Raw genomic sequence first — 14,910 nt, 5'->3', positions numbered from 1 at the left:
GGGGGCGATGAGCCTCTTCACCCCCCGCGCCCCCCTGGCCGAACGGCTGCGCCCGCGAACGCTCGACGAGGTGGTGGGTCAGGAACACCTGACGGGCCCGGGCAAGCCCCTGCGGGTCATGCTCGAAAACGGCCGGCTGGCCTCGATGATCTTCTGGGGGCCGCCGGGCACCGGCAAGACGACGCTGGCACGCATCCTCGCCAGCGGGGTCGACGCCCGCTTCATCGCCATGAGCGCGGTGAGCGCCGGGGTGAAGGAGGTGCGCGAGGCCGTCAAGCAGGCGCAGGAGGCCGTGAGCGCGGGGCAGCCGACGGTGCTCTTCCTCGACGAGGTGCACCGTTTCAACAAGGCCCAGCAGGACGCGCTTCTGCCCCACGTGGAGTCGGGGCTGCTGACCCTGATCGGGGCGACGACCGAGAACCCCTCGTTCGAGGTGAACCCGGCGCTGCGCTCGCGGGCGCGGGTCTACGTGCTGAAGGCGCTGGGTGAGGACGACCTGATGCGGGTGCTCGAGCGCGCCCTGATCAGCTCCGAAGGCCTGCCCGAAGCCGAAGCCGAGGAGGAGGCGCTGCGCCTCATCGCCGCCGCCGCCATGGGCGACGCGCGGCGGGCGCTGAACGCGCTCGAGCTGGCCGCCGAGCTGGGCGGCGGGCGCGTCACCCTCGACGCCGCCCGCGAGGCGCTCGGGGCGGGCCAGCCCGTCTTCGACAAGGGCGGCGAGGCCTTCTACGACCTGATCAGCGCCCTGCACAAGAGCGTGCGCGGCTCGCACGTGGACGCCGCGCTCTACTACCTGGCGCGGATGCTCGCCGGCGGGGTGGACCCGCTCTACGTGGGCCGCCGGCTGGTGCGGATGGCCAGCGAGGACGTGGGCCTGGCCGACCCCGGGGCGCTCAGGCAGGCCCTGGCGGCGGTCGAGGCCTACCAGCTGCTGGGCAGCCCCGAGGGCGAGCTGGCGCTCGCCCAGGCCACGGTCTACCTGGCGCTCGCGCCCAAGTCGAACTCGGTCTACCGCGCCTTCGCGGCCGCGCGCCGCGCGGTGGAGACCCACCCCGACGCCGAGGTGCCGCTGCACCTGCGCAACGCCCCCACCAAGCTGATGAAGGAACTGGGCTACAGCAAGGGCTACGCCTACTACCACGACGACCCCGAGGCGAGCTTTGCCCAGGCCTACCTGCCCGAGCCGCTCGAGCCCATGCGCTTCTTCGACCCCCGCGGTGAGGGCTGGGAACGCAAGGTGGCCGAGCGCTACCGCGAGCTGCGCCAGCGCTTCAGCGCCGCCCGGCGCAAGGACCCTTCGGACCCCGCCCGTTGAGGGCTCAGAAGCGGTAACCCGCGGAAACGCTGAGGATCGGGTTCCCTTCGCTGGACATCAGGAAACCGCCCTCGAAGAGCCAGCGGTCCTGGCGGTAGACTACGCTCGCCCCGCCCAGCCAGGCGCCGCCGAAGTCGCTCACCGCGGCGTACATCCCCCGGCCGATCACGGTAAGCTCGTCGGTCGCCTGGAAGAGGGCCTCGGCATCGACGGTGAAGGGCAGGCCCGACCCGCCCGAAGTGCTGAAGACGGCCCAGGGAACCGTAAGCCCGGCGGCGATGCTGAAGCGGTCCGCCACCTTTTGCTTGACCCCGCCGCGAATCCCGATCTGGGTCGAGACGCTGAACTCGGTCTCGCCGTTCCCCCAACGGTAGGCCAGGTACGGGAGGCCGCCCACGGGGGCGTCCGAACTCACGGCCACCACGCCGGTCAGACCGGCGGTGAACTGCTGCCCGTTCACCGGCTCGGCGGTCTCGAGCGTCGCCACCGGCAGGCAGGCGTTGAGCAACACGAGCAAACCCAGGCTGGCCACGAGCCTTCCGAGTGTTTTCATACCTTCAGGATAGCGCACCGCTTGCGCTCAGGTGACCGCCGCCTCCGCGAGGATGGGCTCCGCCGCCGCCCGCAGCCGCTTGCGCACCTGCGCGAAGCGCTCCAGGCTGCGCCGGCCGTCGAAGCCCGCGGGCGCGAGCTCGGGGGGCAGACCGGGGTCGAAGAAGAGCACCTTGCGCGCCTCGTGCACCAGCCGCACGAGGCTCACGAAGGCTTCCTCGGGCGCCGGCTCGGCGGGGAGGGCGTCCATGCGCGCGTTCAGGGCGCGGTAGCGCTCGGCGGCCTCCTCCAGGTGGAAGGCCCGCTCCACCAGCCGCGGCTCCGGCTGCGCGCCCACGCGCTCGGCGCGGAAGAACTCGACGTAAGGCTCGAGGCCGTAGTAGCCCACCAGCTCCCGGGTCGCCTCCAGGTCGGCCGTGGGGCTCACCCAGACCCCCGCGGCGGGGGTGCCGTAGCCCAGGAGGACCAGTTCGTTGCGGAACTTGTCGCGCTGGCTGCGCAGCCCCTCGGGGACGGCGTAGACGAGGATGCGCCAGTAGCCGTCCCAGACCGCGTCGTGCATCTCGCAAAGGCGCCGGCGCACCTGCCGGACCTGCCAGTAGACGCGGGGGCTGAGCCGGTAGTAGGCGCGCCGCCCCTTGCGCTCGGGAATCACCCAGCCGCGCGCCGCGGAACGGGAAACGGCGGCGCGCACCGCGGGCTCGCTGAAACCGAGCCGCTCCATCCAGTGGACCAGCTGACCGATCCAGACGGTGTCGTCGGGGTAGACCAGTTCGGTGTACAGCGTGAAGAGGGTGGACCTGGCCCGCATGGGATCCAGTTTACTCCCGCGCGCGGGTGCGCACCCGTTCGGCCAGGTCCTGCACCACCTCGGCGAGCGGCCGGGTCGCCCGCTCGCCGCTGCGGCGGTCGCGCACGGCCACGGTGCCCTCCTCCTGCTCCTTGTCGCCGACCACCAGGATCACCGGCACCTTCTGGGTCTCGGCGTCGCGGATCTTGGCGTTCATGCGCTCGGGGCGGTCGTCCACCTCCACGCGCAGCCCGGCGGCCTCGAGCTCGGCCCGGACCTTGCGGGCGTAGTCGTGGTGGCGGTCGGTGATGGGCACGACCACGACCTGCACCGGCGCCAACCACAGCGGGAACTCGCCGGCGAAGTGCTCGATGAGGATGCCAATGAACCGCTCCAGGCTGCCGAAGGGGGCGCGGTGGATCATCACCGGGCGGTGGGGCTCGCCGTCCGGCCCCTTGTAGCTGATGTCGAAGCGCTCGGGAAGGTTGTAGTCCACCTGGATCGTACCCAGCTGCCACTCGCGCCCCAGCACGTCCTTGACGACGAAGTCGAGCTTGGGACCGTAGAAGGCGGCGTCGCCCTCCTCGATCGTGTAGTCGAGCCCCGCCTCGTCGCAGGCCTCCTGGATCTGCCGCTCGGCGACGGCCCAGTGCTCGGCGTCGCCCACGTACTTGTCCGACTCGGGGTCGCGCACCCCGATGCGCACCCGGAAGTCGCCCATCCCCAGGGTGCCGAAGACCTTGAGGGTCAGGTCGAGCACCCCCAAAAACTCCTCCTTCACCTGCTCGGGGGAGCAGAAGATGTGGGCGTCGTCCTGGGTGAAGCCGCGCACCCGGGTGAGGCCGTGCAGCTCGCCCGACTGCTCGAAGCGGTAGACGGTGCCGAACTCGGCGAGGCGCAGCGGCAGCTCGCGGTAGCTGCGCGGCCGCATGGCGTAGATGCGCACGTGGTGGGGGCAGTTCATGGGCTTGAGCAGGTAGGCCTCGCCGTCTTCGAGCTCCATCGGCGGGAACTGGCTCTCGGCGTAGTAGGGGTAGTGGCCGCTCGTCTTGTAGAGCTCGAGGCTGCCGATGTGGGGGGTGGTGACGAGCTGGTAGCCCCGTTTGACCTGCTCCTCGCGCATGAAGGCGATCAGCTCTTCGCGCAGCACGTTGCCCTTGGGCAGCCAGAGGACCAGCCCCTTGCCCACCATGGGATCGATGTGGAAGAGCTCGAGCTGCCTGCCCAGTCGCCGGTGGTCGCGCTTCTTGGCCTCCTCCAGCTGCCAGAGGTAGTGCTCCAGCTCCTCCTTGGTGCGGAAGGCCACGCCGTAGATGCGCTGCAGCATCGGCCGCGACTCGTCACCGCGCCAGTAAGCGCCGGCCACGTGGGTCAGCTTGAAGTGGGGCGGGATCTTGCCGGTGCTGGGCACGTGGGGCCCGCGGCAGAGGTCGGTGAACCCCTCCTGCTCGTAAAAGCTGATCTCCTCGCCCTCGGGCAGGTCCTCGATCAGCTCGGTCTTGTAGGGGTCCTTGCCGCGGTAGCGGGCCAGGGCCTCCTCGCGCTCGAGCACGTAGCGGCGCAGCGGCAGGTTCCGCTTGATGATCCGCTGCATCAGCTTTTCGATCTCGGGCAGGTCGGCGTCCGAGATGGGTTCGGGCGCGTCGATGTCGTAGTAGAAGCCGTTTTCGATCACCGGCCCGATGCCCAGCTTGACCTCCTCGGGGTCGTAGCCCTTCTTGGCAAAGAACTCCTTGACGGCCTGGGCCATCACGTGGGCCAGGGTGTGGCGGAAGAGCAGCTGGTACTCGGGGTCCTTACGGGTGAGGATGCGCACCTCGGCCCCTTCGGGTAGGGGTTTGAAGAGGTCGTAGACCTCGCCGTTCACGATCGCGCCCACGGCCTCCTTGGCCAGGCTGCGGCTGATCTTCTCGGCCACGTCCCTGGCCGTGCTCCCCTCGGGAAGCTCGATCTCTTTTCCGTCCGGCAGGCGAATCTTCATGACTCCTCCAAAAGAACGGCCCGCATCCATGCGGGCCCGGGAGCGGGGCTCGCCGCTCCCTCAGCGCGTAGTGGTCACAAACGGCGCCATGTTGGGCTCATGCTACCGCCGCCGCATGCGCGGCGTCAACGTAACGGGAAGCGGGTTGCAGGGGGCAGGACGTGGGCCGGTCCTGCACCGGCGACCATCTATTGGCTCGAGTTGCGTCAACCACCCCCACCCCGACCCTCCCCCAGGGAAGGGAGGTTTGTTATGGCCGCGAGCAAACCACAGATTTCTGGACGCGACGCGGGCCCGGTTGGTCGGCTTCGCCGGGACGTGGGTTGGAGGGGGTGGAAGGCGAAGAAGTTAAGTCTCGCATCCGGCGTACCGCCCACGACCTCGTCAACGGGCTTTTCGAACAGGGCCAGCCTCCTGTACCCCACCTCCCGCTTTCCCGTTTCCCCGGACGAGGCAACCGAAGGTGGCCGAGATCCGGGGTCCATGCCGGGAGCGAAGCCGCAGTCCTGCAGGCGATCCGGAGGCGACCGGCGGAGAGGTTGGCCTTACAGGAGAAGCCAATCTCGTTCGACTTGGTGCCGAAGACAGGTCAAGGTGTTCCCACAAGCCACAGGCCAAAAGCCGTAGGCTACAGGCCATGCCGCTGCCGCGTGCTAAACGCTGCGCACTACGCGCTTGGCGCCACGCAGCACGAACGGCCGCCTTCCTTGCCTTTTCCCCGCCGCCTCGTTAACGTAAATAGGATGAAGGATTACTACGCCGTTCTGGGCGTATCCCGAGACGCCAGCCAGGAGGAGATCAAGAAGGCCTACCGCAAGCTGGCGCTCAAGTACCACCCCGACAAGAACCCCGGCGATCCCGGCGCCGAAGAACGTTTCAAGGAGATCAACGAGGCCTACGCGGTGCTCTCCGACCCCGAGCAGCGGGCCCGCTACGACCGCTTCGGAACCGCCGACCCGCGCCAGGCCCACCCGGCCGACCCGGGGGTGGGCGACCTCTTCGACCTCTTGGGCCAGATGTTCGGCTTCAACGTCGGCGGGGCCCGGAGCCGCGGCCCCCGCCGCGGCGAGGATCTGGAGGCGGTGGTCGAGGTCACCCTGGAACAGGCGGCCAAGGGGGACGAGGTGGAGGTCCGCTACCGCCGGCTGGTGCTCTGCGAGGCCTGCGGCGGCGCGGGCGGCGAGCAGCAACCCTGCCCCACCTGCGGCGGCGCCGGCCGGGTGCGGCAGGTGCAGCAAAGCCTCTTCGGCCAGTTCGTTACCGAGTCGGCCTGCCCCCACTGCCGCGGCCGCGGCTACCTGCTCAGCGAGACCTGCCCCACCTGCGGCGGCCGCGGACGCCTGGAAAAGCAGGAGCGCATCCGGGTCACCATCCCCGCCGGCATGGACGAGGACGACCTGCTGCGCGTACCCGGCGCCGGCAACCAGGCCGCGGGCGGTGCGGGCGACCTCTATGTGCGCGTACGCATCCGGCCCCACCCCGAGCTCAGGCGCGAGGGCAAGCACCTGATCCATACCCTCAAGCTGGGCCTCGCCCAGGCAGCACTGGGCAGCCAGGTGAACGTGCCCACGCTCGACGGCGCGGTGCCGCTCGACATTCCCCCGGGCACCGAACACGGCGCCGTCTTCGAGCTGGAAGGCAAGGGCCTGCCCGACCCCCGCGGCGGCCGACCCGGACACCTGCGCGTCGTCGTGGAACTCGAAGTCCCCAAGAAGCTCTCCCCCCGCGCCCGCGAGCTGCTGCGCGCCTACGCCGAGGAGGTGGGCGAGGAGGTGCCGGCCGAGGGTTGGTGGGAGAAGGTGCGGAAGAAGATATTCAAGTAAGCGGGAGGTGGGTTGTAGGAGGTAGATGTAGGACCTGCACGTAACCGACGCCGAGACGACTGGCCGCTTGTCGGTCGCATAATTATCCATTACGATGTTGGGAGCGCCGGGAGGCGCGGTTTACTATGCCGGCACGCAAAGACCTGAAGACGATCCTCATCATCGGCTCCGGACCCATCACCATCGGCCAGGCGGCCGAGTTTGACTACTCGGGCACCCAGGCGGTCAAGGCGCTTCGGCGCGAGGGCTACCGGGTGGTGCTGGTCAACTCGAACCCGGCGACGATCATGACCGACCCCGCCCTGGCCGACGCCACCTACATCGAGCCGCTCAGGCTCGAGTTCCTGGAAAAGATCATCGCCCGCGAGCGCCCCGACGCCCTTTTGCCCACCCTGGGCGGGCAGACCGCGCTCAACCTGGCCATGGAGCTCTACGAGGCAGGGGTGCTCGAGCGCTACGGTGTGGAGCTGATCGGCGCCAACTACGCCGCCATCAAGAAGGGCGAAGACCGCGAGCAGTTCCAGGCGGCCATGAAGAAGATCGGCCTCGAGGTGCCCCGCGGCCTGATGGTCTCGAGCCTCGAGGACGGGCTCGCCTTCGCCCGCGAGGTCGGCTACCCGGTCATCGTCCGCCCCAGCTTCACCCTGGGCGGCAGCGGGGGCGGCGTGGCCGCGGACGAGGCCGAGCTGCGCGAGCTCTTGGGCCGCGGCCTGCGCCTCAGCCCGGCGCACACCGCGCTGGTCGAGGAGTCCATCGTAGGCTGGAAGGAGTACGAGCTCGAGGTGATGCGCGACCACGCCGACACCGTCGTCATCATCACCTCCATCGAGAACGTGGACCCGATGGGCGTCCACACCGGCGACTCGATCACCGTCGCCCCGGCGCAAACCCTGACCGACGTCGAGTACCAGAAGATGCGCGACGCCGCCAAGGACATCATCCGCGAGATCGGCGTCGACACCGGCGGCTCCAACATCCAGTTCGCCGTCGACCCCAAGACGGGCCGGCTCGTCGTCATCGAGATGAACCCGCGCGTCTCCCGCTCCTCGGCGCTGGCCTCCAAGGCCACCGGCTACCCCATCGCCAAGATCGCCGCGCTGCTGGCCGTGGGCTACCGCCTCGACGAGCTGCCCAACGACATCACCAAGAAGACCCCGGCCTCCTTCGAGCCGACGATCGACTACGTGGTCACCAAGATACCCCGCTTCGCCTTCGAAAAGTTCCGCACCCTGCCCAACACCGAAGGCGGCTTCTCCGACCGCCTGGGCACCCAGATGAAGAGCGTGGGCGAGGTGATGGCCATCGGCCGCACCTTCAAGGAAAGCTTCATGAAGGCGCTGCGCAGCCTCGAGTTCGACGTCTCCGAAGACGTGGCCGACCTCTCGGTGCCCGAGCTGGAGCGTCTGCTCACGCCCAACCCCAAGCGCATCTTCGCGGTGCTGGAACTGCTGAAGCGCGGCACCCCCGCCGAGGAGATCGCCGCCGCCACCGGCATCGACCGCTGGTTTTTGCACCACTTCAAGGAGATCGCCGCCGAGCTGGCGCGGCTCGAGGCGGCCAGCGCCTCCGAGCTGAGCGCCGCCGAGCTTTACACCCTCAAGCGCAAGGGGCTCTCCGACGCCCAGATCGCCGCCGGCGTCGGCCTGCAAGAAGCCGAGGTGCGCGAAAAGCGCCACGCCGCCGGCCTGCGCCCGGTCTACAAGACCGTGGACACCTGCGCCGCCGAGTTCGAGGCCTACACCCCCTACCACTACTCGGCCTACGAGGTGGAGGACGAGGTGAGCGAAAAGCAGGGCCCCTCGGTGGCCATCCTCGGCTCCGGCCCCATCCGCATCGGCCAGGGCGTCGAGTTCGACTACTCGGCGGTGCACGCGGTCTGGGCGCTACAGGAGGCCGGGTTCACGACCCTGATGGTCAACTCGAACCCGGAAACGGTCTCCACCGACTACGACACCGCCGACAAGCTCTACTTCGAGCCGCTGACCGCCGAGGACGTGCTGGAGATCCTTGAGCGCGAGAGGCCCGACGGGGTGATCGTCCAATTGGGCGGGCAGACGCCCCTCAAGCTGGCGCGGGCGCTGGAGGAGGCGGGCCAGCCCATCTGGGGCACCTCGCCCGCCAGCATCCACGCCGCCGAGGACCGCGAGGCCTTCAACCGCCTGGCCGCCGAGCTGGGCCTCCCCCAGCCCGCCGGCGCGGTGGCCGCCGACGAACGCGAGGCGCTGGAGCACGCCCGCCGGTTGGGCTACCCGCTGATGGTGCGGCCCAGCTACGTCCTGGGCGGGCGGGCCATGCAGGTGGTTCACGACGAAGGTGAGCTGAAGGCCTACCTGAGCCAGGTCTACGCCGAACTGGCCGCCAGGCCCACGATCCTGCTCGACGCCTACCTGGACGGCGCGGTCGAGATCGACGTGGACGCGCTGGCCGACGGCGAGCGGGTGGTGGTGGCCGGGGTGATGGAGCACGTCGAGCGGGCCGGGGTCCACTCGGGCGACTCGGCCACGGTGCTGCCGCCGGTCACGCTGCCCGAAGAGGCGGTGGAGACGGTGCGCGAGTACACCCGCAAGCTGGCCCAGGCGCTGGAGGTGCGCGGTCTCTTGAACGTCCAGTACGCCTACAAGGACGGGCAGGTCTACGTGCTCGAGGCCAACCCCCGCGCCAGCCGCACCGTACCCTTCGTCTCCAAGGCGGTCGGCCACCCGCTGGCCAAGTACGCCGCCCTCATCAGCGCCGGCAAGACGCTCGAAGAGCTGGGCCTGACCCAGGACCCCGAACCCGGCTTCTACTCGGTCAAGGAGGTCACCGTGCCCTGGCTCAAGTTCCCCGGCGTCGTCCCCTGGCTGGGGCCGGAGATGCGCTCCACCGGCGAGAGCATGGGCCTCGACCGCGACCCCTACCTGGCCTACTACCGGGCGCAGCTGGGGGCGGGCCACGTGCTGCCGCTTGAGGGCCGGGTGCGCTTCATCGCAGCCGACGACGACCTGGTAAGCGCCTACCGCGAGGCCGGCTTCGAGGTCGCCGAAGGCGGCGACTACGACCTGCTGGTAAGCCTCGCGCCCGACCCGGAGCTGCGCCGCGCGGTCGAGCTGGGCCGGCCCTACTTCACCACCCGCGAAGCGGCGCTCTGGGGGCTCGAGGCCATCCGCCGCGCCCGCGAAGCCGAGCTGGAACCCGAGCCCCTGCAGGCCTGGCACGGCTAAGCGGTACCGGCCGCGGAACCAGCGGGCTTCGGCGTGACCAGCACCCGGCGCGTTGCTCAACGGTTCTTGCCCCAAGCTGAAAGAACCGGTCACCGTTCACCAGCGAAAACGCGGGCCCCAAGCGGAAAAAGGGCGTACGACCGTCGGGTTCTACCTAGGCGAATCGCGTCGGCGCCCGCGAAACCCCGCTTCGCTTGCCCCCCCCGCCCGCCAACCCCGTCACGCCCGCGAAGGCGGGCATCTTGGTCCAGCCCGCAGGACTCCCGCCTTCCCCGCCATGGCGTGGACGGGCCTCTGCCTTCGCCTGAACGGGTCGTGTGGGTGACGATGGCCGGTGCTCCTGCTTCCACCGCCTTCTCCACCTTTGGGATAGGTCATACGGTCTTCAGAAGTTCGTTATCGGATGCAAGCAACTCCCCCGGTTGCACCGGGGTTGGCCGAGGCGACATACCGCAAGCAAGGCGAAGGGTTTGGGTTCCCGTACCGCCCCCTCCGTCACGCGCTCCAACCCCGTCATGCCCACGAAGGCGGGCATCTTGGTCCAGCCCGCAAGACCCCCGCCTTCCCCGCCATGGCGTAAACAGCTCCTCTCCTCGCGCAGGCGGGTCGCGGGGGGTGACGCAACGCAACTCGGAGCCGGTCGTATTACTGGTACAAAACGACGGTTTGCACGGTGCGGCGAAAACTTGCCCCGGAAGAAAAGAAGAACGGGAGCGCTGGGAAGACGAAAGCGCCGACCTCTCCCCCTTCAAAAAAGTAAACCGCAGAGGCTTGGCAAGCGAGCGTTAGCAACCGCACGCGCATGCAAGTTGAGTTCGCTAACCCTCATGATCGCAGGGCACCACCAGCACCGGAACCCTGGCCAGCTGCACCACGCCGGCGGTGGTGGAGCCCAGCAGCAGCCGCCGCAGCATGCCGCCGCCCTGGCGGCCCATCACGATGCGGTCGTACCCGGTTTCCGCCTCCGAGACGATGGCCTCGACGGGGTGCTCACCCCGCACCAGCAACCCCTTGGCGAACAGGCCCGCCGCCTCGGCCTTCTTTACGGCCTCCTTTAGCACCTCGTCCTCCTCTTCGGAAAGCTCGGGCGTGGGAACGAGGGTGCTGGGGCTGTAGAGCACGTGCAGGAAGGCCAGACCCGCGCCCAGGGCGGCGGCCTCGCGAATCGCGAACTCGACGGCCTTCTCCGCGCAGGGGCTGCCGTCCGTCGGTACCAGGATCATCTTGCCCATGGTGCCCTCCTCTGCCCTCATTGTAGGAAAAACCCCGCGCGGCGGCGCGGGGCGAACGTCTGCGAACGCGGGTCAGGCTTCTTCGGAGGTCTGGGGCTCGGCCTTCTTCTTGGCCTTCTTTTTCTTCTTGCCCTTCGCGGCCTTGGCCTCGGCGTAGGCCTCGGCGGCCTTCTGGGTGCGCTTGCGGTCGGGCTTGATGCGGGCCGCCTTGCCGCGCAGTTCGCGCAGGTAGTAGGGGCGGGCCTGCCGCACCTTGCCGTAGCTCACGACCTCGACCTTGTCGATCAGCGGCGAGTGAAAGGGGAAGATGCGCTCCACGCCCTCGCCGTAGGAAACCTTGCGCACGGTGAAGGTGGAGTTGAGGCCGTTGCGGTGGATCTTGATGACGACGCCCTCGAAGGCCTGCAGGCGCTCGCGCTTGCCCTCGACGACGCGGTAGGTCACGCGCACGGTGTCGCCCGAGCGAAACTCGGGGATCCCTTCGCGGTAGTGGGGTTGTTCGACGGCCTTGAGCAGGGCACCACGGTTCAGCTTCATGGGTTTCTCCTTTCCAGCGGAACCCCGTGGGTTCATGGACAAGTCATGGGAATCGCGCCCCTTGGGGGCAACACCCGCCAGTATAGTCGCCCGGGGAAGGCCGCGTCAAACCCTGCGGCTGCGGGTCGGCAGAAACCCGCAGCCGCACCTCGAAGCAGCAGGTTCAGGGCAGGGGGATCAACGTCGGTGAACTGCGGTCGTCGGTGTCACCGGTGCCCAGCTGGCCGCCGCCGTTCCACCCGAAGCCCCAGACCGTTCCATCGTTCTTGAGCACGAGCGAATGCCTCACGCCCGCGGCCGCCCGGGCCACTCCATCCATGACCTGCGTAGGCGAGCGGCGGATCGTCGTGTCTCCGGTTCCAAGCTGCCCCCAATCGTTGCTCCCGAAGGTCCAGAGGGTTCCGTCGGTCTTCACCGCGAGCGAGTGGCAGCCGTTGGCCGCTACGTGCGCTACGTCGTCCATGATCCAAACGGGGCTATGCTCATCTCCCATTCGCCCCGTGCCCAACTGCCCATCCGAGTTTGAGCCGCTGGCCCACAAACTACCGTCGTTCTTGAGAAAGAGCGTAAAAGCACCGCCGGCGGCCGTTTCCACCACGCCGCTCATCAGCTGCACCGGCGCGAGCTCGTCGCTGGTGGAACCCGTACCCAACTGCCCCGCGCTGCCGTCGCCGAAAACCCAGAGCGTTCCGTCGCTCTTGAGGGCCAGCGTGTGCCGGTAACCCGCCGTCACGTCGACGACGTCGCTCATTACCTGCACGGGGCTAAGCCGGCTGGTGGTGTCTCCGGTACCCAGCTGACCTTCGCTGTTGTAGCCAAAGGCCCAAAGGGTGCCGTCCTGCTTGAGCGCCAACGAGTGGTGCGACCCCGCCGCCGCCTTTTTTACCCCGGTCATGATCTGTACGGGAGTGTAGCGATCGTCCTTGTCGCCCGTTCCCAACCGACCGTCGTCGTTGCGGCCAAAAACCCAAAGCGTTCCATCGGTCTTGACGACGAGCGTATGGTAATTCCCGGCGGCCATCTGGGCAACGTCGCTCATGATAAGAACGGGGCTTAGCCGACGGTCGGTATCGCCGGTGCCCAACTGGCCGTAACCGTTGCCACCAAATCCCCAAAGGGTGCCGTCGGACTTAAGTACGAGAGTATGCGACCAGCCCGCGTCCATCTCGATGACCCTTGAACCACCGCCGGAAGAGGTGACGGTTAACGTAAAGGTCGCCTCCCGCCGCACCCCTCCCGAGGAAGCCTCCAGGATCAGTCCGTAGCTGCCCACCGCCACGGTCGCGTCGACCGAGACGGTCAGGGTGCGGGTCACGGGCGCTCCGGCTACGTCCACGCTCTCTGGAGACCACTGGATCCCCGAGGGAAGCGCGGAGGCGTCCTGCATGGCCAGCTCGAGCCCGACCCTCCCCTGAAACGCCCGATCCGGCTGTATCGTCAGGTTCAAGGTCCCGCTTTGCCCTTGGGGCACGGTAACCGCAGCCGGGGAAACATAAAGCGAAAACGCAGGCTGCTCCTCCAGCGGCCGCAGATTGCCGCAAGCGACCAGAAGCAGACCTGCCAACAGAAGAAGTGCGCGCCATGCCCTGCGAATGCCGGATTCACCTTTTGCACCATCCATTACCGAACAAATGGCTTGATCCGTCATAATGGCACCACCTTCTAAATTGTGGTTTTTTACACACACAGGCTAGCACGCCCGCCGCAGCCCGGGTAGTGACAAATGTCGTCCTGGATTGGGGGTGTTACGGTGCCGGCGCGTCCTCGTCGGCATCCAGTTGCGCGAGCAAGCGCAGATCCTCCGGGTTCAAACGGGCATGCGCGAGCAGATCGGGGCGGCGCTCGAGCGTCCGCTTGAGCGCCTCGCGCCGCCGCCACTCGGCCACCTTGCCGTGGTGGCCGCTGGTGAGCACCTCGGGCACCTTGAGCCCGCGGAACTCGGGCGGTCGGGTGTACTGCGGGTAGTCGAGCAGACCCCACGAGAACGAGTCGAGCCGGTGGCTCTCGGGGTCGCCCAGCACCCCCGGGACCAGCCTCGCGGTGGCCTCGATGACCGCCAGCGCCGCCACCTCACCGCCCATGAGCACGAAGTCGCCGATGGAGACCTCGCGGGTCACGAAGTTCTCGACGCGGGCGTCGATGCCCTCGTAGCGGCCGCTCACCAGCACCAGGTGGTCCTTGGCCGCCAGCTCCTCGGCCAGGGGCTGACGCAAGGGCTCGCCCGCTGGCGTGAGCAAAATCACCTCGTCGGCCGGGAGCTGGTCCTCGATGGCCGCGACGACCACGTCGGGGCGCAGCACCATCCCGGCGCCGCCCCCGTAGGGGTAGTCGTCGACCTGGCGGTGCTTGTCTTTGGCGTAGTTGCGGATGTCGCGGACGCGGATCTCGATCAGACCGCGCTGCACGGCCTTGGCCAGCAGCGCCTCCTGCATCCAGGGCTCGATGAGCCGGGGAAACAGGGTAAGGACGGTGTAGCGCAGCACCGCTACTCCAGCAGCCCCTCGGGAGGAGCCACCAGGCGGACCGCCCCCTCCTCCACTTCGACGTAGGGGGCCTGCAGGGGAACGAGCAGGCGGCGCGCGCCCCGCCGCACCACGAGCACGTCCTGGGCACCGGTGTCCATTACGTCCACGACCTCGCCCAGGGGCTCCTCGCCCAGAAAGACCGGCAGGCCGACGAGCTGGAAGTAGTACCAGCCCCCCTCGGGTTCGGGCAGGTTCTCGGGCTCGAGCAGGACGTCCAGCCCCGCCAGCTCTTCGGCCGCCTCACGCGACTCCACGCCGACGAAGTAGACGACCAGGTCCTCGCCCAAAGCCTCAACGCGCGCCACGGCGCGCCAGCCCAGACCTTCGAGGTAGACCCGGGACTGACCGAGCAGCGCTTGGGGGGCTTCGCTGCGGAACTTCAGGCCGCCCGCGAGGGCGTGCGGCCGGCCCAGACGACCGATGCGAACCAGGTTCACCGCACCTCGACGGAGACCTTGCCGCGCGCAAAGGCGCGCACGACCGTACGGATGCTCTCGATCACCCGGCCGCGGCGTCCGATGATGCGGCCCTTCTCCTCGGCCGGCACCTCGATGTAGTAGACGACCCCGCCCTTGGCGCGGCGTTCTTCCACCCGCACGCCCTCCGGGTGGTCCACCACGGCCTTGGCCAGGTACTCGACGACTTCGCGCATCAGGATTCGGCGGCGGCTTCCTCGGCGACCTCGGCAGGGGCGGGCTCGCCCTTGCGGTAGACGCCCGCCAGCTTGAGGATGCGGCGCGCGGTGTTGGTGGGCTGGGCGCCGACGGAGAGCCAGTACCGGGCGCGCTCGACGTCGACCTTGTACCAGTTCGGGGTGGTCTTGCGCGGGTCGTAGTACCCGATCTTCTCGATGTACTTACCGTCGCGCTTCTTGCGCACGTCGGTGACGACGATGCGGTAGTGGGGGTTGAACTTCGAACCGAAACGAGCCAAACGAATCTTTACCATGGGTCTC

At 68.6% G+C, this 14,910-nt stretch carries 13 protein-coding genes; 3 read left to right on the top strand and 10 right to left on the bottom strand.

The features are described 5' to 3' along the window. Positions 1–7 precede the first annotated feature (7 nt). On the top strand, positions 8–1,315 hold the full coding sequence (locus tag HNQ05_RS01550) for a replication-associated recombination protein A (RefSeq protein WP_147145377.1): 1,308 nt from the start codon (positions 8–10) through the stop codon (positions 1,313–1,315). 4 nt (positions 1,316–1,319) lie between these two features. On the opposite strand, the gene HNQ05_RS01545 is transcribed toward HNQ05_RS01550, so the two are convergent. Genes HNQ05_RS01545 through thrS form a run of 3 tightly spaced genes read right to left on the bottom strand, consistent with a single transcriptional unit; the run spans position 1,320 to position 4,638 of the window. Beyond that, positions 1,320–1,868, bottom strand: coding sequence for a hypothetical protein (locus HNQ05_RS01545; RefSeq protein WP_147145375.1), 549 nt, complete (start codon positions 1,866–1,868; stop codon positions 1,320–1,322). Between the two features lie 27 nt (positions 1,869–1,895). Beyond that, on the bottom strand, positions 1,896–2,678 hold the full coding sequence (locus tag HNQ05_RS01540; RefSeq protein ID WP_147145373.1) for a PaaX family transcriptional regulator: 783 nt from the start codon (positions 2,676–2,678) through the stop codon (positions 1,896–1,898). A gap of 10 nt (positions 2,679–2,688) precedes the next feature. After that, positions 2,689–4,638, bottom strand: a complete 1,950-nt coding sequence (gene thrS / locus HNQ05_RS01535; protein ID WP_147145371.1) for a threonine--tRNA ligase — start codon at positions 4,636–4,638, stop codon at positions 2,689–2,691. A 743-nt stretch (positions 4,639–5,381) separates the two neighbouring features. Here thrS and dnaJ point away from each other — a divergent pair. Beyond that, positions 5,382–6,461, top strand: coding sequence for a molecular chaperone DnaJ (gene dnaJ / locus HNQ05_RS01530; protein WP_147145369.1), 1,080 nt, complete (start codon positions 5,382–5,384; stop codon positions 6,459–6,461). A gap of 125 nt (positions 6,462–6,586) precedes the next feature. Then, entirely contained in the window at positions 6,587–9,661 is a 3,075-nt protein-coding gene (gene carB, locus HNQ05_RS01525) for a carbamoyl-phosphate synthase large subunit (RefSeq protein WP_147145367.1), read from the top strand. An 818-nt stretch (positions 9,662–10,479) separates the two neighbouring features. Here carB and HNQ05_RS01520 read toward each other — a convergent pair. The 7 genes from HNQ05_RS01520 to rpsP form a co-directional block, all read right to left on the bottom strand. Beyond that, positions 10,480–10,893, bottom strand: coding sequence for a universal stress protein (locus tag HNQ05_RS01520; RefSeq protein ID WP_183677515.1), 414 nt, complete (start codon positions 10,891–10,893; stop codon positions 10,480–10,482). 72 nt (positions 10,894–10,965) lie between these two features. Then, positions 10,966–11,424: a 50S ribosomal protein L19 gene (gene rplS, locus HNQ05_RS01515; RefSeq protein WP_246104074.1), complete on the bottom strand. Its 459-nt coding sequence runs from the start codon at positions 11,422–11,424 to the stop codon at positions 10,966–10,968. A 169-nt stretch (positions 11,425–11,593) separates the two neighbouring features. Then, positions 11,594–13,078, bottom strand: coding sequence for an RCC1 domain-containing protein (locus HNQ05_RS01510; RefSeq protein ID WP_147145361.1), 1,485 nt, complete (start codon positions 13,076–13,078; stop codon positions 11,594–11,596). A 97-nt stretch (positions 13,079–13,175) separates the two neighbouring features. Continuing rightward, a complete protein-coding gene (gene trmD / locus HNQ05_RS01505) occupies positions 13,176–13,910 on the bottom strand; it encodes a tRNA (guanosine(37)-N1)-methyltransferase TrmD (RefSeq protein WP_147145438.1) in 735 nt (244 codons plus the stop codon). Between the two features lie 5 nt (positions 13,911–13,915). Continuing rightward, a complete protein-coding gene (gene rimM / locus HNQ05_RS01500) occupies positions 13,916–14,392 on the bottom strand; it encodes a ribosome maturation factor RimM (protein ID WP_147145359.1) in 477 nt (158 codons plus the stop codon). Next, positions 14,389–14,607: a KH domain-containing protein gene (locus tag HNQ05_RS01495; RefSeq protein ID WP_013457962.1), complete on the bottom strand. Its 219-nt coding sequence runs from the start codon at positions 14,605–14,607 to the stop codon at positions 14,389–14,391. Before HNQ05_RS01495 ends, rimM begins: the two co-directional genes overlap by 4 nt. Further along, positions 14,607–14,903, bottom strand: coding sequence for a 30S ribosomal protein S16 (gene rpsP / locus HNQ05_RS01490; protein WP_147145357.1), 297 nt, complete (start codon positions 14,901–14,903; stop codon positions 14,607–14,609). Before rpsP ends, HNQ05_RS01495 begins: the two co-directional genes overlap by 1 nt. Positions 14,904–14,910 lie beyond the last annotated feature (7 nt).

Origin of the sequence: Oceanithermus desulfurans (genome assembly GCF_014201675.1) — a bacterium.
Lineage (GTDB): Bacteria > Deinococcota > Deinococci > Deinococcales > Marinithermaceae > Oceanithermus > Oceanithermus desulfurans.
The sequence above is the reverse complement of the archived record's forward strand: the minus strand, read 5'-3'. Positions and strand labels throughout refer to the sequence as shown.

Excerpts from the sequence above, each read along its gene's own strand:
- carB (WP_147145367.1), top strand. The coding sequence starts at position 6,587 with ATGCCGGCACGCAAAGACCTGAAGACGATCCTCATCATCGGCTCCGGA.
- rpsP (WP_147145357.1), bottom strand. The coding sequence starts at position 14,903 with ATGGTAAAGATTCGTTTGGCTCGTTTCGGTTCGAAGTTCAACCCCCAC.
- HNQ05_RS01550 (WP_147145377.1), top strand. The coding sequence starts at position 8 with ATGAGCCTCTTCACCCCCCGCGCCCCCCTGGCCGAACGGCTGCGCCCG.
- HNQ05_RS01540 (WP_147145373.1), bottom strand. The coding sequence starts at position 2,678 with ATGCGGGCCAGGTCCACCCTCTTCACGCTGTACACCGAACTGGTCTAC.
- HNQ05_RS01495 (WP_013457962.1), bottom strand. The coding sequence starts at position 14,607 with ATGCGCGAAGTCGTCGAGTACCTGGCCAAGGCCGTGGTGGACCACCCG.
- dnaJ (WP_147145369.1), top strand. The coding sequence starts at position 5,382 with ATGAAGGATTACTACGCCGTTCTGGGCGTATCCCGAGACGCCAGCCAG.
- HNQ05_RS01510 (WP_147145361.1), bottom strand. The coding sequence starts at position 13,078 with ATGACGGATCAAGCCATTTGTTCGGTAATGGATGGTGCAAAAGGTGAA.
- thrS (WP_147145371.1), bottom strand. The coding sequence starts at position 4,638 with ATGAAGATTCGCCTGCCGGACGGAAAAGAGATCGAGCTTCCCGAGGGG.
- HNQ05_RS01520 (WP_183677515.1), bottom strand. The coding sequence starts at position 10,893 with ATGGGCAAGATGATCCTGGTACCGACGGACGGCAGCCCCTGCGCGGAG.
- HNQ05_RS01545 (WP_147145375.1), bottom strand. The coding sequence starts at position 1,868 with ATGAAAACACTCGGAAGGCTCGTGGCCAGCCTGGGTTTGCTCGTGTTG.